The 21,173-nt window shown below is 55.3% G+C and carries 24 protein-coding genes; 9 read left to right on the forward strand and 15 right to left on the reverse strand.

The genetic code is table 11. From position 1 onward, the window contains the following. Window positions 1-14 precede the first annotated feature (14 nt). Entirely contained in the window at window positions 15-545 is a 531-nt protein-coding gene (yjgA, locus tag J1C54_RS00120) for a ribosome biogenesis factor YjgA (protein WP_229143802.1), read from the reverse strand. Window positions 546-572: 27 nt separating this feature from the next. Between yjgA and pmbA the strand changes: the two genes are divergently transcribed. Further along, the gene (gene pmbA / locus J1C54_RS00125) at window positions 573-1,934 is read left to right on the forward strand and encodes a metalloprotease PmbA (protein WP_229143803.1); all 1,362 of its coding nucleotides are present in this window, start codon (window positions 573-575) and stop codon (window positions 1,932-1,934) included. 17 nt (window positions 1,935-1,951) lie between these two features. Here the strand turns inward: pmbA and J1C54_RS00130 are convergent, their stop codons facing one another. The 10 genes from J1C54_RS00130 to J1C54_RS00175 form a co-directional block, all read right to left on the reverse strand. Continuing rightward, window positions 1,952-2,221, reverse strand: coding sequence for an HPr family phosphocarrier protein (locus tag J1C54_RS00130; RefSeq protein WP_229143804.1), 270 nt, complete (start codon window positions 2,219-2,221; stop codon window positions 1,952-1,954). Next, a complete protein-coding gene (gene rapZ, locus J1C54_RS00135; RefSeq protein ID WP_229143805.1) occupies window positions 2,221-3,075 on the reverse strand; it encodes an RNase adapter RapZ in 855 nt (284 codons plus the stop codon). Before rapZ ends, J1C54_RS00130 begins: the two co-directional genes overlap by 1 nt. Further along, complete coding sequence (ptsN, locus tag J1C54_RS00140) at window positions 3,072-3,545, reverse strand: PTS IIA-like nitrogen regulatory protein PtsN (protein WP_229143806.1); 474 nt, start codon at window positions 3,543-3,545, stop codon at window positions 3,072-3,074. Before ptsN ends, rapZ begins: the two co-directional genes overlap by 4 nt. Window positions 3,546-3,553: 8 nt before the next feature. Then, the gene (hpf, locus tag J1C54_RS00145; RefSeq protein ID WP_229143807.1) at window positions 3,554-3,853 is read right to left on the reverse strand and encodes a ribosome hibernation-promoting factor, HPF/YfiA family; all 300 of its coding nucleotides are present in this window, start codon (window positions 3,851-3,853) and stop codon (window positions 3,554-3,556) included. Between the two features lie 39 nt (window positions 3,854-3,892). Beyond that, window positions 3,893-5,368, reverse strand: a complete 1,476-nt coding sequence (locus tag J1C54_RS00150) for an RNA polymerase factor sigma-54 (RefSeq protein ID WP_229143808.1) — start codon at window positions 5,366-5,368, stop codon at window positions 3,893-3,895. 138 nt (window positions 5,369-5,506) lie between these two features. Continuing rightward, window positions 5,507-6,232: an LPS export ABC transporter ATP-binding protein gene (gene lptB, locus J1C54_RS00155; protein WP_229143809.1), complete on the reverse strand. Its 726-nt coding sequence runs from the start codon at window positions 6,230-6,232 to the stop codon at window positions 5,507-5,509. Further along, window positions 6,229-6,759 carry a lipopolysaccharide transport periplasmic protein LptA gene (lptA, locus tag J1C54_RS00160; RefSeq protein WP_229143810.1) on the reverse strand — a complete coding sequence of 177 codons (531 nt, stop codon included), beginning with the start codon at window positions 6,757-6,759 and terminating at the stop codon, window positions 6,229-6,231. The genes lptB and lptA overlap by 4 nt, the downstream gene beginning before the upstream one ends. Beyond that, window positions 6,743-7,294: an LPS export ABC transporter periplasmic protein LptC gene (gene lptC / locus J1C54_RS00165; protein WP_229144315.1), complete on the reverse strand. Its 552-nt coding sequence runs from the start codon at window positions 7,292-7,294 to the stop codon at window positions 6,743-6,745. The genes lptA and lptC overlap by 17 nt, the downstream gene beginning before the upstream one ends. Then, window positions 7,294-7,824 (reverse strand): HAD family hydrolase, encoded by a 531-nt coding sequence (locus J1C54_RS00170; RefSeq protein ID WP_229143811.1) that lies wholly within the window; start codon window positions 7,822-7,824, stop codon window positions 7,294-7,296. Before J1C54_RS00170 ends, lptC begins: the two co-directional genes overlap by 1 nt. Further along, entirely contained in the window at window positions 7,824-8,792 is a 969-nt protein-coding gene (locus J1C54_RS00175) for a KpsF/GutQ family sugar-phosphate isomerase (protein ID WP_229143812.1), read from the reverse strand. The genes J1C54_RS00170 and J1C54_RS00175 overlap by 1 nt, the downstream gene beginning before the upstream one ends. Before the next feature lie 130 nt (window positions 8,793-8,922). Between J1C54_RS00175 and J1C54_RS00180 the strand changes: the two genes are divergently transcribed. The 6 genes from J1C54_RS00180 to hisC all read left to right on the forward strand — a co-directional run bounded on the left by J1C54_RS00180 (window position 8,923) and on the right by hisC (window position 14,205). Then, window positions 8,923-9,573: a phospholipid-binding protein MlaC gene (locus tag J1C54_RS00180; RefSeq protein WP_229143813.1), complete on the forward strand. Its 651-nt coding sequence runs from the start codon at window positions 8,923-8,925 to the stop codon at window positions 9,571-9,573. Window positions 9,574-9,643: 70 nt separating this feature from the next. Next, entirely contained in the window at window positions 9,644-9,901 is a 258-nt protein-coding gene (locus J1C54_RS00185; RefSeq protein ID WP_229143814.1) for a BolA family protein, read from the forward strand. Between the two features lie 21 nt (window positions 9,902-9,922). After that, a complete protein-coding gene (gene murA, locus J1C54_RS00190) occupies window positions 9,923-11,185 on the forward strand; it encodes a UDP-N-acetylglucosamine 1-carboxyvinyltransferase (protein ID WP_229143815.1) in 1,263 nt (420 codons plus the stop codon). 3 nt (window positions 11,186-11,188) lie between these two features. Continuing rightward, complete coding sequence (hisG, locus tag J1C54_RS00195) at window positions 11,189-11,839, forward strand: ATP phosphoribosyltransferase (RefSeq protein ID WP_229143816.1); 651 nt, start codon at window positions 11,189-11,191, stop codon at window positions 11,837-11,839. Further along, window positions 11,836-13,140, forward strand: a complete 1,305-nt coding sequence (hisD, locus tag J1C54_RS00200; RefSeq protein ID WP_229143817.1) for a histidinol dehydrogenase — start codon at window positions 11,836-11,838, stop codon at window positions 13,138-13,140. The genes hisG and hisD overlap by 4 nt, the downstream gene beginning before the upstream one ends. A 6-nt stretch (window positions 13,141-13,146) precedes the next feature. Then, window positions 13,147-14,205 (forward strand): histidinol-phosphate transaminase, encoded by a 1,059-nt coding sequence (gene hisC, locus J1C54_RS00205; RefSeq protein ID WP_229143818.1) that lies wholly within the window; start codon window positions 13,147-13,149, stop codon window positions 14,203-14,205. 71 nt (window positions 14,206-14,276) lie between these two features. Here the strand turns inward: hisC and J1C54_RS00210 are convergent, their stop codons facing one another. The 3 genes from J1C54_RS00210 to J1C54_RS00220 all read right to left on the reverse strand — a co-directional run bounded on the left by J1C54_RS00210 (window position 14,277) and on the right by J1C54_RS00220 (window position 17,694). Then, window positions 14,277-15,245, reverse strand: coding sequence for an MOSC domain-containing protein (locus J1C54_RS00210; protein WP_229143819.1), 969 nt, complete (start codon window positions 15,243-15,245; stop codon window positions 14,277-14,279). A 159-nt stretch (window positions 15,246-15,404) separates the two neighbouring features. Next, entirely contained in the window at window positions 15,405-16,232 is an 828-nt protein-coding gene (locus J1C54_RS00215; protein ID WP_229143820.1) for a hypothetical protein, read from the reverse strand. 70 nt (window positions 16,233-16,302) lie between these two features. Continuing rightward, window positions 16,303-17,694, reverse strand: coding sequence for an FAD-binding oxidoreductase (locus J1C54_RS00220; protein ID WP_229143821.1), 1,392 nt, complete (start codon window positions 17,692-17,694; stop codon window positions 16,303-16,305). A 217-nt stretch (window positions 17,695-17,911) separates the two neighbouring features. On the opposite strand from J1C54_RS00220, the gene J1C54_RS00225 reads away from it, so the two are divergent. Next, on the forward strand, window positions 17,912-19,432 hold the full coding sequence (locus tag J1C54_RS00225; protein ID WP_229144316.1) for an amidohydrolase family protein: 1,521 nt from the start codon (window positions 17,912-17,914) through the stop codon (window positions 19,430-19,432). Between the two features lie 61 nt (window positions 19,433-19,493). Next, the gene (locus tag J1C54_RS00230; RefSeq protein ID WP_229143822.1) at window positions 19,494-20,102 is read left to right on the forward strand and encodes a TetR/AcrR family transcriptional regulator; all 609 of its coding nucleotides are present in this window, start codon (window positions 19,494-19,496) and stop codon (window positions 20,100-20,102) included. A gap of 163 nt (window positions 20,103-20,265) precedes the next feature. On the opposite strand, the gene J1C54_RS00235 is transcribed toward J1C54_RS00230, so the two are convergent. Next, window positions 20,266-21,171: an NAD(P)-dependent oxidoreductase gene (locus J1C54_RS00235; RefSeq protein ID WP_229143823.1), complete on the reverse strand. Its 906-nt coding sequence runs from the start codon at window positions 21,169-21,171 to the stop codon at window positions 20,266-20,268. Window positions 21,172-21,173: the final 2 nt, after the last annotated feature.

The following is a 21,173-nucleotide window of genomic DNA, read 5'->3' on the forward strand; positions in this document are numbered from 1 at the left end:
CTTCCAGCAAGGTGTCACAGTGGCTGGTTTTTTTCCAGACTGTTCAGGTAGTCAGACAATTTTTTGCGTTCGCGCCGGTACTTGTCCTGTTTGGCGGCAGGAGCCTCGCGATCCACCCGGGCGCTGATGATATTGCGGCACAGATTGCGTAACTGCTGGCGGTCGGTGGCGTCGTAACGGGACATCATTTCATCGATCAGGGTTTCCGCAGCGCGCGCATTGGGAAGGTCTACCAGACGGTCCTGCCAATCCATTAGCCAGCGTAAGCGCTGAGGGTTTTTTAGTTCAAGCAGTGCCGGCACTACGCTCTGGCTGACCTCCTCGCGCATCAGTTTGCCGACAAACTGGGCATGACGCCGGCGAGCTTCGTGAGCAGTGATGCGGCGGGATTCTTCGATGGCGAGCAGCAAGGCGTTATTCAGCGGCAGGCGGGCAAGCTCCGCCGGCTTTAGCGACATCAACTGCAGGCCGTACTCCTGCAGCTGCTCCATTTCGCGCTTGAGCTCGCTTTTGCTGACCAATTCGTCGTCGTTATACTGCTCCACTTTCTCTCCATGGCCTGAGGCTAATTGATGACTGACCGTAATAGTGTACAGCGCCCGTTCGATCCCGGCGCGCTCCATGGCTTGCAAGAACGCGCTGGCCGGGTGCTGGAAGAGGCAAAACGGGCTGGTGCCACAGATGCAGAGGTCGGCATCAGTGCCAGCCAGGGGCTGTCGGTATCAGTACGCATGGATCAGGTGGAGACGCTGGAGTTTCATCGTGATCGTGGTATCTCGGTCACCGTCTTTATGGGCCAGCAGAAGGGCACGGCAAGCAGTTCCGATGATTCCGATGATAGCATTCGCCGTACGGTGGAGGCGGCTTGCGCCATTGCCCGGCATACCGGGGCGGATCCCTGCGCCGGGCTAGCGGAGCCTTCCCAGCTGGCCACCGAATTCCCTGATCTTGATCTGTTTCACCCCTGGGCGCTGACCTCTGAGCAGGCTATCGAGCAGGCTCAGGTCTGTGAGCGGGTGGGACGGTCGGATCCGCGTATCGTCAACTCTGATGGCGCCTCGTTAAGCACCGGCAGCAGTTTGCGCGTCTATGCCAACAGTAACGGTTTTATGGCCGGCTACCCGTCCAGCCATCACAGCCGTTCCTGCGTACTGGTGGCAGCGCAGCAGGATGGTGCCATGCAGCGTGACTACTGGTTCGATAGTCGACGCGATCCTGCCCGCCTGCTGTCTGCTGAGGAGATAGGGGAGGAGGCGCGCAAGCGCACGTTGGCACGGCTTGGTGCGGTGCGTCCCGCCACCGGGGATATGCCGGTACTATTTTCGCCACGTACCGCGTCGAGTCTGCTCGGCCACTTTGCAGCGGCCATCAATGGAGGCTCCCTGTATCGCAATGCATCGTTTCTCAAGGGCGCCATTGGTGAAGCCCTGTTCCCCTCCTGGGTGCGTATCCATGAGCAGCCACGCCTGCCCGGTATGGCCGGTTCTGCGGCCTGGGATCAGGATGGCTTGCCAACGCGTAATCAGGACTTTGTCCGTGATGGCGTTTTGCAGGGCTACTCGCTGGGGATGTATGCGGCGCGGCGTTTGGGTTTGCAAGCCACCGGCAATGGCGGTGGCCCACGTAATCTGACCATCGATAGCAGTGGTGAAGACCTGCCAGCCCTGTTGAAGAAAATGGGGCGCGGCATTCTAGTCACGGAAGTAATGGGGCCGGGGGTCAATATTGTCAGCGGTGATTACAGCCGTGGTGCCGCCGGCTTTATGGTCGAGGATGGAGTGATTACCGCGCCGCTGGAGGAGTTCACCATAGCCGGACATTTGCGCGATATGTTTACTGCTATCGAAGCGGCGGGCAGTGATATTGATGATCGCGGCAATATTCAGGTGGGTTCGTTGCTGGTTGGGCAGATGCGGGTTGCAGGGTCCGGCTGAACGTTATTCGGTGCGCCTTACTCTTCTTCGTCAAAGCGGCGGGCAAACAGTGCGCTAATTTCTGCTAATGCCTGCTTTGCCTCAGGTCCATCTGCTTCCACTTCCACGGAGCTACCTTTGGCCGCCGCCAGCATTAACAGGGCCATGATATTGCGGGCATCTACTTCACGGCCATCCTTGCGCACTCGCACACTGGCATCGTGACGGCTGGCGACGGCAACAACCTTGGCTGCGGCACGGGCATGCAGGCCAAGACGATTGATCACAGTAAGTTCGGCGCGCTCCATTAGCGGCTCAGTTCCAGATGACGTTGCTGAACATCAACGCCCAGATTGCTCAGGCGCTGTACCAAAGCTTCCACCATATACACGGAGCGATGCTGGCCCCCGGTGCATCCAATTGCCACGGTCATATAGGTGCGATCATTTTTTTCATAACGCGGTAGCCATTCGCACAGAAAGCGGGTGATGTCGTCGAGCATCTGTGCGCTTTCAGTCTGCTGGTCCAGGTAGTTGCGTACGGGCTCGTCCTGTCCGGTCAATGGACGCAGCTCCATATGCCAGTACGGGTTGGGTAGCACTCGGACATCAAAGACCAGATCGGCGTCATGGGGCACACCACGCTTGTATGCGAACGACTCAATCAGCAGGGACAGCTTTTCGCGTCGCTTTACCACTCGCTCACGAATCATGTCACGCAGGGTGTGCACATCCAGATTGCTCGTGTCGATTACCAGATCGGCCAAGGAGCGAATGCTGGAAAGCATTTCCGCTTCGCGATCAATGGCTTCAACCAACGACAGATTGTCATTACTTAGTGGGTGTTTGCGTCGGGTCGAAGAAAATCGTTTCAGTAAGGTGTCATCTGCGGCATCCAGAAATACCACCTCACAGGCCATATTCAGCGCTTTAAGCTGATCCAGAATGGCTGGAAAGTCGCTTAACTGATGGGGCAGGTTGCGGGCATCAATGCCCACAGCAATACGGTCTACATGATGCTCCTCTCGCTGCAGCTGCTCGGTAAGAATGGGTAGCAAGCCAAGCGGCAGGTTGTCGACGCAGTAATGGCCGAGATCCTCCAGCGCTTGTAGCGCGGTGGTTTTACCAGAACCGGAGCGACCACTAAGGATGACCAGTTTCATGAGGCGAGTTGTAATTCCTCTTCGGAGCTGGTGGCCCGTTTGAAAAGTTCTTCGGCGGAGCGGGCGCTGCGTAATTGCTCGCGATAGCCTGCTTCGTTGAATAGAGCAGCCAGATGGCTGAGAGTTTTCAGATGCTGCTCAGGATTGTTTTCCGGCACCAGCAGGACAAACACCAGATCGACTGGCTTGTTGTCAATGCTCTCAAAATCAATCGGTTGCTCAAGTTGTAGTAGCAGAGCAACGGGTCCCTGACAGGTAGCTAACCGGCAATGGGGAATGGCGATGCCCTCCCCGATACCGGTGCTACCAAGCCGTTCGCGAGCAACCAGCGCATCAAACACCTGTTGCTCGGTCAGGCCACTGCAGCTGTTGGCAACCAGCTGAGCAGCCTGATCTAGCAGTCGTTTTTTGCTGACACCCTGAACGTTAAAATGGGTGCGTTCCGGGGCAAGCAGCTCGCGTACTCTCATGGTATGAGTCAGTGTCCGTGTTGGTGTTTTACCGACTTTTCCTTGTGCTTAAGGATCTGCCGGTCGAGTTTGTCGGTGAGAAGGTCAATTGCGGCATACATATCGTTTGCCTCGGCCGTGGCGAACACTTCGCCACCGGTAACACGAATGGTGGATTCAGCTTTATGGGCGTTCGGCACCGGAGAAAGAATAACGTGGATACTGGTGATCTGGTCGAAGTGTCGTTCAAGTCTGGTGAATTTGTCGCCGACATACTGGCGTAGTGGGTCAGTAATATCCAGATGATGGCCGGTAATATTGATTTGCATAACAGACTCCTATTCCTGCCGGGGTAGTTCGGCTTTCAGTCAGACCAGTCGTTTACGCTCACTGGAAGCCGGGATACGCATCGCCTCCCGGTACTTGGCGACGGTGCGGCGGGCAACCTGAATACCCTGTTCATTGAGCAGATCCGCCAGCTTGTTGTCACTGAGCGGCTTTCGGGCATCTTCGGCAGCAACCAGCTTCTTGATGATGGCACGAATAGCGGTGCTTGAACATTCACCGCCACCGTCTGTGCCAACATGGCTGGAGAAAAAGTATTTCAATTCGAAAACACCCTTCGGGGTATGCATGTACTTCTGGTTGGTAACCCGTGAGATGGTGGACTCATGCATCCCCACTGCTTCGGCTATTTCCGCCAGAACCAGAGGTTTCATGGCCTCTTCACCGTACTCGAAAAAGCCCTGTTGCACCTCGACGATACGGGTGGCCACCTTGAGCAGGGTTTCATTGCGACTTTGCAGGCTCTTCAGGAACCACTTGGCCTCCTGCAGCTGGCCTTTCAGATAGCTGCCGTCTTCTTCACGGCGGGTGTGGCGGATCATGCCGGCGTAGTGATCGTTGATCCGTACCTTGGGCATGGATTCCGGGTTTAGCTCAACTAGCCAGCGTTTGCCGCGCCGTGACACCACCACGTCAGGCACCACATATTCCGGCGCATTGTCACTGACCAACTCTCCCGGCGCCGGGTTAAGGCCGCGGATCAGGCGCATGACCTCGCCAAGCTGTTCATCGTTCAGGTTAATGCGCCGTCGCAGGGTGTCGAAATCCCGGCTTTCGAGCAGGTTCAGGTGTTGGCCAACCAGCTGCAGGGCCTGGTGCCGCCAGGGCGTGTCTTCAGCCAGCATGTTTAGCTGGATAGTCAGGCATTCGGCCAGATTTCGTGCACCAATGCCGGGCGGGTCAAAGTTCTGTAGCAGGTGCAGAACGGCAATGATTTCATCATCTTCAGGGAATAGCGGATCTTCCGGCTTCAGGTTTAGTGGCTGCACGGCGGCGCAAATATCGGCCAAGCTATCGGTGAGGTAGCCGCGTTCGTCCAGCGCATCGATAATGGCCTCGCCGACGGCTTTGTCGGCTTCGCTCATCGGCGCCAGATTAAGCTGCCAGAGCAGGTGCTCGTGCAGGGATTCCGGGGCCGAGTTTCGTGCTTCCCAGCCATCGCCATCTTCATCCATGCCGCTGCCGCTGCTGCCTGAGCTGGCGGTGCTCTCTGGATAGATATCATTCCAGTCCGTATCTACCTGCATGTCGTCGGCAAAGTGATCGCTGTTGTCGAGGTCCAGCTCCTCGCGCTCTGCATCACTACTGTTACTTTCGATGGGGCCATCGGAGGGAAACTCTGCGTCATCTTCCAGCTCCAGCAGTGGATTGGACTCCACCGTATCCTGAATTTCCTGACGTAAATCCAGCGCAGAGAGTTGCAGCAGGCGGATGGCCTGCTGCAACTGGGGGGTCATTTTAAGCTGCTGGCCGAGCTGGAGATGGAGGCCCTGCTTCATGGCTGCGTTGCCGCCCTAAGTGAACTCATGGCGCCAGCATAGCAGTAACGCAATTTTCATGCCTATTCTTGAATGTCTGCGTCGATTGTAGTACCCGCAGCGGTGCTATGGGATTGCGGGCAGGGCTGAGAGGAGAGATTAAAGACGGAAATCTGCACCGAGATAGACGTCACGCACCTGCTGGTTGCCCAGTACCGTATTGGCGTCGCCAGCGGCAATAATGTGGCCTGCGGAAACGATATAAGCCGTATCACAGATATCCAGCGTTTCGCGCACATTGTGGTCGGTAATCAGCACGCCAATACCGCGATCTTTCAGGTGGCGGATAATTCCCTTGATATCATTCACGGAAATAGGGTCTACCCCGGCAAAGGGCTCATCAAGCAACATAAAGGCAGGCTCACTGGCCAGCCCGCGGGCGATTTCTGCGCGCCGTCGCTCACCACCGGACAGGCTCATGCCGAGGCTGTTGCGCAGGTGCGAAATATGAAATTCATCGAGTAGCTCGTCCATGCGTTTGACGCGCTCCGCACGGCTCAATTCTTCTCTCGTTTCCAGAATGGCCATGATGTTGTCCGCCACCGTCAGGCGGCGGAAAATGCTGGCTTCCTGCGGTAGATAGCCGATGCCACGCTTGGCTCGACCATGCATGGGTAGCCGGGTGATGTCCTGACCATTGATGGTGATGTTGCCGGAGTCGGCCGCCACCAACCCAACGATCATGTAAAAGCAGGTGGTTTTACCGGCACCATTTGGCCCCAGTAAGCCGACTACGCTGCCAGCGGTAACCTCAACGGATACATCCTCAATAACTCGGCGACCCTTATAGCTTTTTGCCAGATGCGTGGCCTGTAACAGACTCATGGTGTGGTGGCTCCATCTTCGGCGGGAATCACCAAGCGGATCCTGCCATCGCCTTCCTGTTCATCGCCACGGGCGCTGATGCGCCGATTCTGCAGCTCATAGATCAATTCGGCGCCTTCAAAAACCCGGCCCTGATGAGTAATGCGGGCCTTTCGGAACAATAGAATTCGGCCGCCTTCGATATCGTATACCAGCTTTTCGGCATGGGCGGTGAGGTCGACACCATCCACTAGCCGCACTGGCGTGCCGGTGGCTTCCACCCGGCTAGGCTTGCCATCTTTCAAGGTGATCTCAATGCGATCCGCATTCAGGCTGCGCTGGCCTTGAATCAGCTCGGCATTACCTTCATACAGCCCTGTGCCTTCCTCCTGACTGAGGGTGGCACGCTCTGCACGCAGAATAATTTCGTTCTCTGCGGCATGGGCAGCAGAAGCGACCAGATAAACCAGTGCACTGACCAGCACGCAAGTTATGCGGCTGATCACCGAGCGCGGTGGGCGCATTGAGCAGTCAGAGATCAGTAACATAACGGGTTTCCACTCCCTGCCCCATATTCAGCCGGCCTGCGGCAACGTCGGCGTCCAGTTTGCCCGCCCGAGTTTGTCCGCCCGGGTGCCGTATTTCAACGGCGCCGGGCAGTTCCAGGCGTTGCTCACGAACGTGGTATAGCAGGCGGTCAGTATTCAGCAGCACGGCAGACGGGCCGTCCAGTCGCGCCTCCACGGCATCATACAGCAGCAGCGTCCGATTTTTCTGGTCGACCTCACCGTGCCCAGCGTTGACCTGCCAGTATTGGCCTCCGCCATGTAACTCCAGCTGAGGGGCATCAAGTAAGGTGCGGCTGGTGAATTCACTGTGTTCGATACGTTCCGCAAGCACCCTGTACTGGATTTTGCCTTGCTCATCAAAGGTGCTCAGGTTGGCGCCTTTAAGCACGATGTCCGGAGCAGAGGCCGCATCCACGCCTGGACGCACACCAACATGGTCCAGTTCATTGAGGACCATCAGAGCCAGCACGCCGACCAGCAAAATGGCGGCGATGCTGATAAAGCTCTGGCGCATCACAGTGGCCGGGCTCCGCGTGTATCAAGAATAAAGTCACATATTTCCCGCACCGCACCTTCGCCGCCGCGGCTCTCGGTAATCAGGTCGGCGGCCTCGCGAGCGCAGCGATGGGCGTTGGGTACTGAAAATCCCAGCGCGGCCCACTGCAGGGCGTCCACGTCCGGCAGGTCATCACCGGCATAGCCACAGACGTCGGCCTGAAGCCCAAGCTCTGCGGCCAAGGCGCCAAGTGCAGCGCCCTTATCTTCGCGACCCTGTATCACATGCTGGATATTTAGTTCGCCGGCCCGGCGCAGCACCATCTCGGAGCGCCGGCCGGTAATCAGGGCCACTGCGATGCCGGCACCTGCGAGCATTTTCAGGCCATGGCCATCGAGGGTGTGGAATGCCTTCAGAGCTTCGCCGTCGGCGCCGTAATACAGGCGGCCATCGGTGAGGATGCCGTCCACATCGAACGCCATCAATTTCAGCCGGCGAGCCTTGGCGCGTACCGCCAGAGCAGAAACAGAATCGTCGACCGGCCTCATCAGACTACCCCGGCGCGTAGTAGGTCATGCATGTTCAGTGCTCCCAGCGGCTGATGCTGTGCGTTACACACCACCAGACCGTTAATTTTCCGGCTTTCCATGATTTTAAGTGCCTCGGCGGCAAGGTGGCCGCTGGCAATGGTAACCGGATTACGGCTCATAACATCGGCAATAGCGGCCTGACGCACATCGATATTACGATCCAGCATGCGACGCAGATCGCCATCGGTAAAGATTCCCGCCAGCAGGCCTTGCCCGTCTAGCACCGTGGTCATGCCGAGGCCCTTACGGGTCATTTCCAGTAGCGCTTCGGCCAGTGTTGCAGAAGCGGGCACGGTTGGAAGTTTGTCGCCGCTGTGCATGACATCGTCCACCGTCAGTAGCAGGCGTCGGCCGAGAGCACCACCAGGGTGGGACAGGGCAAAGTCTTCGGCGGTGAAGCCACGGGCCTCTAGCAGGGCAATTGCCAGGGCGTCGCCCATTGCTAGTGCCGCTGTGGTGCTTGAGGTCGGCGCCAGATTAAGGGGGCAGGCTTCTTCCCGTGCGGCTACCAGCAGATGGACGTCGGCTAGTCGGGCCAGCGTTGAGTCAGGTCGACCAGTGATGCCAATCAGAGTGGCGCCCTTGCGTTTGATTACCGGCAGGATGGTCAGCACTTCTGCGGTTTCGCCCGAGTTAGACAGGGCAATGACGGCGTCATCGCTGGTAATCATGCCCAAATCGCCATGGGAGGCTTCCGCCGGGTGGACAAAGAATGATGGCGTGCCCGTGCTGGCCAGCGTTGCAGCAATCTTGTTGCCAATGTGACCTGACTTGCCCATGCCGGTAACAATGACTCGCCCGTGGCAGTTCAGCAGGCGCTCGCAGGCTTCGCTGAAGGTGCCGTCAACCGCAGCAACTAGCTCGGTAAGGGTGCGTGCTTCCAGTTCCAGCACGCGCCGGGCAGTGGCAACAAAATCCTTGCTCATGATGTCTCCTCGACCATTAGGCGGCGATTATACATGCTGTTGCCTGCGCTGCTGCAGGGAACCTTGTCTGTTGGTGGCTTTCAAACGGATACTTGCTTCCACATACAGACGGCACCCAGGAGATCACGCCATGCTGAGACTTATCACCGTTGTGCTGACCAGCGCACTGATGGCGTTTCCCGCCTATGCCTCCAGCCAGGACCCTCACAGCATGCTGGAGTCGGCTATCAACCGCATGACCAGTCGGATTGATCAGGAGCGCAGTAAGCTGGAAGCGGATGGCCAGTATGCCCGTCAGGTGGTGCATGAGGAGCTCGATGGTCTGATCGATTTCCGGCGCATTACCCAGCTGGTTATGGGTAGTCACTTTGGCCCCTCCACCCGCGACCAGAAGCTGCGCTTTCTGGAGGTGTTCCGCACCAGCCTGATCAATACCTATGCCTCTGGTCTGACCCTATATAAAGGCCAGCAGGTGCGCGTGCTGCCGGCAGAGGAGGGAGATGTCAATCAGGGGCGTGCCCGGGTACGTACCGAGTTGCGCACCGATAGCGGCCGTATCGTGCCGGTATTTTTCAGCCTCTACCAGAACGGCGAGGGCAACTGGCTGGTGGAGAACGTGATCGTCAATGGCCTCAATCTCGGTCGCACCTTCCGCAGTCAGTTTGAGCAGTCCGCTGAGCAGTACGATGGCGATCTTGATCTGGTGATTGCCAATTGGTCAGTGGAAATCGAAGTGGAGAGCGAGGGCGAGCCAGTAGAAACCAGTGCTTCCCTCGATTAACACCCTCGTGCGGCCTGATTTTTGCCGCTGAACCCCGTACAATCGGCGCCTTTCCCGAGCAGGAGTCCTCATGACCCCGGAACAAGTGAAGGCGCTGGTAGAGGCCGGTATTGATGGTGCCGATGTCGCCGTGCAAGGCAGTGGTAACAAGTATGGCATCCGGGTGGTGTCGGAAGCGTTCGCTGGCCTGATGCCTGTGAAGCGGCAGCAGCTGGTTTATGGCTGCCTGAAGGAATGCCTTGCTGACGGCAGCATCCACGCGGTTGACCCCCTGCAAACCTATACTCCGGACGAGTGGCAGCGTGCCAACCGTCTCGGCATTGCCTGATTCCCGCGAGGACAGATCCGCATGGACAAGCTGATTATTACCGGTGGCAATCGCCTTGATGGCGAGATTCGTATTTCCGGTTCGAAGAACTCTTCCCTGCCGATTCTGGCGGCCACCTTGTTGTCAAGCACGCCGACCACCGTCGGTAACCTGCCACACCTGCAGGATGTGACCACGCTGATTGAGCTGCTTGGCCGGATGGGCGTGCAGGTGGTTATCGACGATCAGATGCGTGTTGAGGTTGACGCTACCACCATTAAGGATTTGCACGCGCCATACGAACTGGTGCGCACCATGCGCGCCTCGATTCTGGTGCTGGGGCCCATGCTGGCCCACTTCGGTAAGGCGCTGGTGTCTCTGCCTGGTGGCTGCGCCATCGGCAGTCGTCCGGTGGACCTGCATTTGCGTGGCCTTGAAGCCATGGGTGCAAAAATCGAAGTGGCTAACGGCTATATCAATGCTTCGGTAGAAAACCGACTGCATGGTGCCCGTCTGGTGATGGATACGGTCACCGTAACGGGCACTGAAAATCTGATGATGGCTGCAGCATTGGCCGATGGTATTACCCTGATCGAAAACGCCGCCCGTGAGCCGGAGGTGGTGGACCTGGCCGACTATCTGAACAAGATGGGCGCCAAAATTACTGGCGCCGGCACCGACACTATCACCATCGAAGGGGTGGAAAAACTTTACGGCGCCGAGCACAACGTGATCCCGGATCGTATCGAAACCGGCACCTACCTTATCGCTGCGGCCGCCACCGGTGGCCGCATCAAGGTCAAGGACACAGCTCCACACTTGCTTGACGCCACTTTGCAGAAGCTGGAAGAAGCCGGCGCTAAAATTACCTGCGGTGAAGACTGGATCGAACTGGACATGGAGGGGCGCCGCCCGAAAGCTGTGTCGTTGCGCACCGCTCCGTACCCGGCCATGCCGACCGATATGCAGGCTCAGTTCACCGCAATGAATACTATTGCGGAAGGTACCGGCACCATTGTTGAAACGGTATTTGAAAACCGCTTTATGCATGTTCAGGAAATGAATCGCATGGGTGCCAATATTGAAGTGCAGGGCAATACCGCTATCTGCCGTGGCGTGGACACTCTGACCGGCGCGCCGGTGATGGCGACCGATCTGCGTGCTTCTGCTTCGCTGGTTATTGCCGCACTGGTGGCCAAGGGAGATACCGTGGTTGATCGTATTTACCACATCGACCGTGGTTATGAATGTATCGAGGAAAAACTGCAGTCACTGGGAGCGGTAATCCGCCGGGTGCCAGGTTAAAACATGCCGAATAAACCGTTGACCATTGCCCTGTCGAAAGGGCGCATCCTCAAGGAAACCCTGCCGCTGCTGGAGGCGGCAGGGATTCGTTTGCTGGAAGATCCGGAGTCCTCGCGCAAGCTGATCTTTGATACCAGCCGTGACGACGTCAAGATCATCATCATTCGTGCCACCGATGTGCCGCCCTATTTGCAATATGGCGGAGCAGATATTGGCGTGGCCGGCAAGGATGTGTTGATGGAGCACGGCGCTGAAGGTATCTACGAGCCCCTTGATCTGGAAATCGCCCGTTGCAAGCTGATGGTTGCCGCGAAAAAGGATGCGCCGCCGGCCACTGGACGACTGCGGGTGGCAACCAAATTCGTCAATGTGGCGCGTCGCTATTTCGCTAGCCAAGGTGTGCAGGCAGAAGTGATCAAGCTATACGGAGCTATGGAGCTGGCGCCGCTGGTCGGGCTGGCTGATCGCATTGTTGATGTGGTCGATACCGGTAACACTCTGCGTGCTAATGGCCTGGAGCCGACTGAGCTGATCGCGCAGATATCAAGCCGCTTGGTGGTTAACCGCGCCAGCATGAAAACCCGCCATGCCGAGATCCAGCCGATTATAGATTTGATTGGCCAAGCCGTGGAGGCGCGACGGGAAAGCGCATGAAAATTCGTCGTCTCGATACCCGCTCTGAAAACTTCGTCGCCGAGTTGGCTGCGCTCACCGCGTGGAGCGAAGAGCGTGATGCGGAAGTGTCGGTAAAAGTAGCAGATATTATTCGCGCCGTACGCGGTGATGGCGACGCCGCCGTGCTTGCCTACACCAATCAATTTGATCGTCGTGATGCGCCTTCAGTGGCCGCGCTGGAAGTCAGTCATGAGCGTATGCAGCAGTCCCTTAATGCCATTCCTGCGGCGCAGCGCGACGCACTGCAAGCCGCCGCCGAGCGCGTGACCCGCTACCACGAAAAGCAAAAGCAGGACTCCTGGAGCTACCGAGAAGAGGATGGCACTTTACTTGGTCAGCAGGTCACACCATTGGACCGCGCCGGTATATATGTTCCCGGCGGTAAAGCCGCTTATCCAAGCTCCGTATTGATGAACGCGCTGCCGGCTAAAGTGGCAGGGGTGGCTGAAATCGTCATGGTGTCGCCGGCCCCCGCTAGCGAGCTGAATGACACCGTGCTGGCGGCAGCCGCCATTGCTGGCGTTGATCGCTTCTTTACCGTCGGTGGTGCTCAGGCGGTAGCGGCGCTGGCCTATGGCACGCAAAGTATCCCCGGCGTCGACAAGATTGTTGGCCCGGGCAATATCTGGGTGGCCGAAGCCAAGCGCCAGGTATTTGGCAAGGTCGGCATAGATATGATTGCCGGGCCGTCAGAAATTCTGGTGGTTTGCGATGGCAAAACCGATCCGGACTGGATCGCCATGGATCTGTTTTCGCAAGCCGAACATGATGAAGAGGCTCAGGCTATTCTGGTGTCGCAGGACGCCGCTTTTCTTGATGCGGTGGAAGCGAGTATGCAGCGTCTGGTGCGGACTCTCGACCGCGGCGACATTATCCGTACTTCCATGACCAACCGCGGTGCCATGATTCTCGCTCGCGATCTGGATGACTGCTTTGTTGTGGTCAACCAGATCAGCCCAGAACACCTGGAGCTGTCGCTGGACGACGCCGAAGATTGGGCAAAAAAGGTGCGTCATGCCGGAGCTATCTTTCTTGGTCGGCACACTCCGGAAGCGCTCGGTGACTACTGCGCTGGCCCTAATCACGTGTTGCCGACGTCGGCTACGGCACGCTTCTCGTCACCGTTGGGCGTGTATGACTTCCAGAAGCGCAGTTCGCTGATCGGCTGCTCGCCCGCCGGGGCGTCCTCGCTGGCAAAAATTGCTTCCGTGCTGGCGCGTAGTGAAGGCCTGGATGCCCACGCCCGCTCGGCGGAATATCGTCTTTTCGATCAGGAGTGATGGCCTGTGAGCCGTTTCTGGAGTCCATTTGTTCATGATCTGGTGCCCTACGTGCCGGGTGAGCAGCCAAAGCTTTCGCGTTTGGTGAAATTGAACACAAATGAGAACCCGTATGGTCCTTCACCGCGTGCGCTGGAAGCGATTCGCAGTGCTGCCGACGATAGCCTGAAGTTGTATCCGGACCCGGATGCGTCTTTGCTTAAGCATGCCATTGCAAATTACTACTCCGTGGACGCCAGTGAGGTATTTGTCGGTAACGGTTCCGATGAGGTGCTGGCGCACCTGTTTCTTGGCTTCTTCAAGCAGGACAAGCCGCTGCTGTTTCCCGACATCACCTACAGCTTCTATAAGGTGTATTGCGGCCTGTATCAGATTGACTACCAGACTATTCCGCTGGCAGAAGACTTCGCCATTTGCCTGAAAGATTTCCCCACAGATAACGGCGGCATTATCTTTCCCAACCCGAATGCACCCACTGGCATTCCCTTGCCCCTGGCCGACATCGAAGGTTTGCTGCGGCGCAACACTGAATCACTGGTGGTGGTAGATGAAGCGTACGTCGATTTTGGCGCGGACACTGCCATCGCTCTGGTGAGTCGCTACCCGAACCTGCTGGTAACTCAGACACTGTCTAAATCGCGCTCGCTGGCCGGCATGCGCATTGGTCTGGCGGTCGGGCAGGCGCCGTTGATTGAAGCGCTGGAGCGGATTAAGAACAGCTTCAACTCTTACCCTCTGGACAAGCTGGCAATTATTGCCGGCGCTGCCGCCTTCGAAGATGAGGCTTGGTTTCGCGGGACCTGCCAAAAAGTCATCGACAGCCGAGAGCTAGTGCGCGAGTGTCTTACACGGCGTGGCTTTGACGTACTGCCTTCCGCCGCCAACTTTGTTTTCGCCCGCCATGACTCCCGCAGCGGCGCCGATCTGGCCACCGCACTGCGCAAGCATGGGGTCATTGTGCGTCACTTCGGCAAGCCGGAACGAATCAGTGATTTTCTGCGCATTACTATTGGCACGCCGGAGCAGAATCAGGCGCTGTTCGAGGCCTTAGATGCTGAGCTTTGAGATTTGACTGTGAGGTGGCGTCGCTTTTCAACGGCCGCCACCCCTATGTTGAGTAGCTCCGACAGATAGAATCAGCTCTGTTTGTTAAGTCTATCTATTAACTTGAATGAGCTTTGTATCGCCCTGTTTCTTAATCTGGATGAAAGGGCATCAAAGCGCCGAAATAGGTCCGAGCGATTAGACGGTTCCAAGCGTACTGCATCACCCACTCGGATAATGCCTGGCTTAATCACCGAAATGTTAACCCCAAGGTGACGTTGTGTATGGGCCTCCAGAGTGCGCAGTACTTTGGCATCTTTCTTTATGGTTACTTGTGGTTGTGCCGGCATAGAGCAGCGAACTGTTCTGGATACGACTTTTAATATGGTGTCACCTATATAAAGCTTGCCCTCTACCCATTGAAATTCTTCAAAATCATTATTATCTGCGCCGGTGTCTATTACCAGATTCGGCCGAAATCGTTCGGTGCAAAAATCCCCATCGGGTTCTAGTTGCTTTAACTTTTCAAGGGAGCTGGTGGTTAGCAAATGAAGAGGATACACGTCGTGATAGCGGCCCAGTGGCGTCGCGAAAATGGCGAGCTCCATCATCAGTCGCCAAGTGACAGAAGACATGTCAGGCAGCTCTTTTGTTGCAAACTGCTTTTTCATCGCTGCAGCGCCTGCTGGAACTTTCAGGCGGTAGTGCTTTAAATTGGTTTTTGGTTGCAGTGGCCAAAGGCTGACAGGCTTGCCAATTGCATCGCTTAGTTTTTCATTAATATTCTCATCAGAGCTACTAACAGAGAGGCCGTCTGGTAGCCCGATTGTGATATGTGGCACCTTCCCTATGCTGGGCTCTTCGTCGTAGGCCACTCGGAACTTAAGAAGCTTGGGCATTTTCCTGACAGTGGTGAGCTCTCCAACAGACTCATCCCTTAGAGCCCAGTTGCGATCGCCTAGCATGCCTTCTTTGCCTATGATGCCTTCTTCTAGCTGAGTTCCCTCCATTGACTTAACGGGATAGCGCCATAACTCCTTTACTGTTCCGACTTCTATCATCGTATTCTCTCCCTTGCCATTGCTCGTCAATCGGCCTGTTTACGAAATACTAGCGCTTTTTAGTACGATTTCGGTGAATTTGCCGCTGACTTATATTTAATTGCACATATCTAGATGTCTGCGGTTCTGATGTGGCTGTGCTGCTGCGCATTGGACAAATCAGTACCCCTTCAAAAGATCCATTGCGTCGCGTATATCCAGGGCATCCATCGGATCCATTCTGGCAGCAGAGACAGCCTGAGTGAGAAGAGACTTCACTTTGTCTTTGGCTTTGCGCTTTTCCAGTCTGGCCAAGCCCTTGGCTACTTCGAGGAAGACCAAGGGCGGTGGATCCGCCAACTCCAGGGCTTGTTCGTACTGTCGCAGAATTTTCTTTCGAGTTGCACCGAACCCCATTCTGGCTGGTAGCTCACCCATGGTAACAATTGCTTCGATCATCAGAGCAGCGTGGGCTAACAGTGAAGGAATATGTCCGGGGCTTAATGCCAGACAATTTTCCAGTGCTTTTCTGAAATCAGGCACAATTCCGCTGGACAGAGCTTTTACGGGCGAAACACTTTGCGCATAGCGCCCAAGATGCAGTGCGTGTACATAGATAATGTTGATCTGATCTGCATGGCCTTCAACAACAGATTTTCCACGCGTGATGAGCGTCTCGAAATAGTCAGCCTGTTGCGCTTTTGGCAGGAAGTATGAGCCATAGGTGTTTGCCGCGAGATGCGCTACATAGAATCCGGCAGCCCCCAGGGCCTGCCCCGTTTCAAATGCACGGTTGAAATGCCCATTGTGAAAATCCAGCCAGGCCATCCAAAGGTCTTCTGTGATCTGATCATGCTCTACCTGCTGGCCAGCCATCAAGGCGCGAACCGTCGGGACTGAGGGAGACGGCTCCCCATCTATAGCGTGAAGCCTCGGCCAGATGGCTTTTAGCTCGTCCAGATCGTAGTCGAATTGAAACTCAGCCGGAATTTCCTGAATAGTTACCATGGGCTCCTTTCATATAGATCTTATGTAGTTATTCCCTGCAAGCCAAAGGCAGGACGATTTGCCGGTCGATTTACGCTGTCTCACCAGATGTTTTTGCCTTCAAGTGTCCTTCCTCGTAAAAGTCCACGGCTTTCAATACACCTTCAATAAACTTGGCGCCCACATAGCGGAGCAGGTTCCCTGGGGGCATGGGTAGTGCAGTGCGGTTCACGATCCAGAACTTCGAGAGGCTAGTATCCTTCTCCAGAACCAGGTCGGCGATCAGTCTGCCATTCAGCTGGGTCAGAGATACGCCGTGCCCGATGCATCCCGAGGAGTAGATGATATTGTTGTCACCGATAAATCCGATCTCCGGGGTCATGTCTGTATTGCATGAAACACATCCTCCCCACTTATAATCGATCTTGATATCCTGAAGAGACGGAAACATCCATTTCAGGTGTCTCTCCAGATCCGCCCAGACCTTTTCATCTTTCCACAAGTCCATTTTGCTGTCGTTGTATTCAATCCCTATGGCGCCCCCGCCCATAGTAATCCGACCGCATTTCGTAATTCGCATATAGTGGACAAGTTGGCGGTTATCTTCGATGGACATGCGACCCGCCCAATTAACACCCTTCCATTGTTCCTCGGTCAGGGGTTCCGTCACCACTTGATAGGTCCATATGGGGGCCTGAATGTTGGAAACCTTGGGAGTGCTTTTCAGATTGTGGGTCCATGCGTTCGTCGCGATGACGAGTTTTTTCGCGGTGATGGTGGCGTTATCAGTCAGGACAACGGTACAGCCGTCCTTTTTGGTAATGCCCGTTACCTTGGTGTTTTCGTAAATTTCAGCGCCTTCTCGCTCAGCGAGGATCTTTAATTGGCGCACATGTTTGCTCGGGTCCAGAATGCCGGTTCCCGGCTCATAGATGGCTCCCTTGATGTGAGGGCAATTGAGGAGTTTCTGCGTTTCTGCGCCATCCAAATATTCAAAGCTACCAGGCTTGGTGGTTTCACAAAGCAGGTTGTAGGTTTTTTTCAATCGGCGCGCTTGTTTATCGGAGTAGGCGATTCTGAGCATGCCAGTATGCTCATAGTCGGAATCCAGATTTTCAGATTCGACCAAGTTCCTCACATACTCGACGGCCTTTTGCATGTAGTCCTGAGCTTCCCGAGTCTTTTCCTTGCCCCAGCGCAGCATGGTGACTTCTGGCTCAATGCCAAATAGGGTCATGTTGAAGCCGCCGTTGCGGCCGGAGGCGCCAAAGCCTATTTCATTGGCGTCCAGAACCATGACACGCTTCGCTTTATCGTCTTTGCGAATCTCTCGCGCACAGGTAAGGCCAGTGAATCCGGCGCCGATAACCAGTACATCAACTTCGTATGCCCCCTCTGGAAGGGGGGCATTAGCCGGATAATCGCCATATTTGTATTGCCAGAACGAGTGGTTCTTCATCATGGCTTGTTTGGCATCCAGCATCGTTTTGGCCCTTTTAGGTCGTAGTGATTGATTTAATATATTCGTACGCGTACTCTTAAGTCAACAGCGAGCCGATTATTTTCATGAGTGCGAGATTTCCATGAACGACCTAGTTATCACCAATGTCACGGTTTGGGCGGGGCGCCGACCCAAGCCTCGCAAGGGCTGGATAGCTATAGATAACGGTAAATTCAGTCAGTTGGGCACTGAAGATCAAATGCCCCCGGTAGCGCGGGAGGTGATAGATGGCAAGGGGAAGACCCTGTTGCCCAGTTTTGTGGATTGCCACTCACATGTATCCGCCGGGGCCCTGGCCGGTATTTGCCGCAATGGCTCGGGGTTTAGGTCAAAGCAGGACGCCTTGAGTGCTGTTGAGGTGGCTGCCAGAGAGGATGACTCTGATTGGCTGGTTTTCTTCTACATGGACTGGAATGGGTGGGATGTTCCTGTTCCGCCCACGGCCCAAGAGCTGGAAGAGGCTTCAAATGGCCGCAAGTTATTCCTGGTGTGTGAGTCATTGCATCGCGGCATCATGTCGGAGAGTGCGCTTCGGGCACTAAATGTCAGTAAATACCGTGACAGCAGCTTCGTCGAAAAAAAGCGAGGGGTCATCACCGGCGTTGTCTGGGAGGAAGTGTTTTCTACCTGTATGAAACAGGTTCTTGATGCACTGATCGTCACCTTGAGCGAAGCAGAGTTAAAGGACATCTTAAAGGCTGAGGCAAACCGGCATCTATCCTGCGGGATCACCGACGTCCATGACCCGGGTGTGACCTATGATATGTGTAAACACATGATTGCACTTAACGACGAAAGTCCTTTACGCCTTAGCTGGTCTGAAATTGGTGCCAAGGGCCCAGTCAGCACAGCAGGCGATGGTCAACCGTTGGATAATTTCGGTAGTGGACCGAGTAGTGCCAAGGTGTTTACTGATGGTGCACATCGCTGTGCCATATGTGTCGATGCATCTCAGGCGATCACAATGACATTGGGCGCCATCGGGGATGCTATCAAGGGTTTCAACCCCTATCCTGTTCGCCAGTTGCTTGAGGAGGAGTTTGCATTTAAACGGGGAAAGTTTTATCGAACAGGGGCCCTGTTTGAGCCTGATCAGCTAACGGAGAAACTGGCGCAGCTCTCCGGCAGTCATGAGCGAATAAAGATTCATGCGCTGGGTAATCAAGCAGTTGATATGGCATGTGAGTGTGTCATTGAGTCTGGAATTACCACCAGGGTGTGTATCGAGCACGCTACCATTCTGGATGATAAGAATATCGAGAAGCTTGCCAAGCATGGCTTTCAGGTGTCCGCTCAGCCCGGTTTTCTACCTCACTATGGCGTTCAGTTTTCCAACATGAGACTGAATAGCCGATACAGAGGGCTCCCTTTGAGATCTATGTTAGACGCGGATGTAGACTTGATTATGAGCTCTGATTACCCCTGTGGCCCATTGGATCCTTTACACAATATGCGCTGTGCCGTTGATCGTAGAATCAACGGTGATCGGGTTTATCTGGAACATGAAGCTGTTAGCCATGAAGAGGCGGTATATGCCTACACCATTGCTGGTTCTAAAGGTATTACAGGTATTGCGAAGTCAGGTATAGAAGTCGACGGGGCCGCAGATTTTATTGTTTTAAGTGGTGATCCATTTGTCCATTCCACGGTCGTCGAAAGTACCTGGATTGGCGGTCATAAGGTTTATCAAAATGCCGTGCCTGCTGATGGAAAGGTCTGAGTGTTGCCCGGCGCAGCAGGTTTGGCCCTTACTAAATATTCATAGATTGAGCTGAGTCGTTATGAGTCAACAAGTAAAAATGGGCAGGCCGAAGCAAACTGATGATGAGCGGCAGGTAAAGGTTGATAAGATAATCCAGGCCGCCCAGTCTCTGTTTGTGGCGGAAGGGTACACATCTGTGTCTATGAGAAAAATCGCTGCAAAAGCTGATATGGGCACTATGACGCTTTATAAGTACTTTCCCAATAAAAATGCGATTTTGCACCATATATGGGCTCAGTTTTTTGATGAGTTGTTCAGTTTGATCAGGGCTGATGTCGGCAATGAAAAAGATGCAAAAGGCCAGCTAAGAAAAATGTGTATTACCTATCTAAATTATTGGGTAGAGCATAAGGATAGATTTCACATTGTTTTTTTAAACGAAGACAGGGCTTCGTCGTCGGACGAATTTTTTATCAATCACACTAATGTCGTAGGTGAGATGCTGGTTGTGATCGCCCCTATAATGCAGGATCTAGTCGGCCATGTTGGTGATTCTTCGGTTATGGTGTTTCTGGAAAGTTTGATGTGTTTTGTTCATGGGATTGCACTGAATGTTATAACTATTGGTGAGTATCCATGGAATAACTATGAAAAGTACATCGACATATTTTTGGATGCGACACTGTAGCCGCCTTGTATGTGGGGAATGGGCTTGAGGCTATTCCCGGCACCCATGTTGCGCGAGTATCAAGCAAGCCGGAAAAACTCGGATAGAAGCAGGAGCCGGCGTTTTGAATGGCGTGGAACTGCCTTCGGGCAGTTCCTGCTGCGATCAAAGCGGGCAGGTCAAATTACCCACGCCCATCCTCTGCAACCACCTCTGCCAACGCCTCATCAAACGGTCGATTTCTGAATCCCAGATCTCTCTCTGCTTTGCTGTTATCCGTGCGGATTCTTACCGGCATTGGCAGGGCAAGAATCATCGGCCCTTTGCCTCGGGCGCGGACTACTGCGCGCAGGAAGCTGCCGATTTGCTGGCTGTCGCCGCCCACGTTGTAGGCCTGATTGATGGCTTTTTCGTTGGCCACCGCATTGACCGTGGCATCGGCGACGTCGCCGGCGTAGACCAGTGGGAAGCTGATGCTGGGCATGACAATGACCGGCAGCTTCAGGGCCTTGTAGACCATGTCCATGGTGTTGGGGTCGCGGGCGCCGTAGACAGCGCTGGGGCGTACGGTGGTCAGTTGCAGATCGAGTTGCCGCGCCAGCTGCCAAGCAAGATCTTCGCTGATCTGTTTGGTGGCGCGATAGGTGCCACCTTTGCGGTTCTTACCGTCTAGCTGCGGCCAGCCCTCATCCATGGGCGAGAGCACAGACCATTTATAAATGCCAAAGGTACTGACATGAACGATGCGCTTAACGCCGGCTTTATGGGCGGCTTCAAAGACATTTCGAGTGCCTTCCACATTAGCCTTCTCGTGAGCGTGCCAAGCGCTGAACCCCTTGGTGGCCACGTACATGGCGGCGTTAGAGATGATTGCGTCACAGCCTTTGAAAGCGGCCTGCAGAGATGCCGGGTCGGTCAGATCGGCCTTGCGGAACTCGACGCCTTCGTCGGCGAGGAAGGCAGCCTTGGAGGGGGTGCGCACCACGCCAACTACATGGGCGCCGGCGGCCAGCAGGCTGCGACACAGATAGGCGCCGATCATGCCACTGGCACCGGTAACGGCGACGGTTTTGCCCTGCAAGTTAGCCATGC

Origin of the sequence: Alcanivorax sp. 1008, from assembly GCF_020667895.1 — a bacterium.
GTDB lineage: Bacteria > Pseudomonadota > Gammaproteobacteria > Pseudomonadales > Alcanivoracaceae > PGZG01.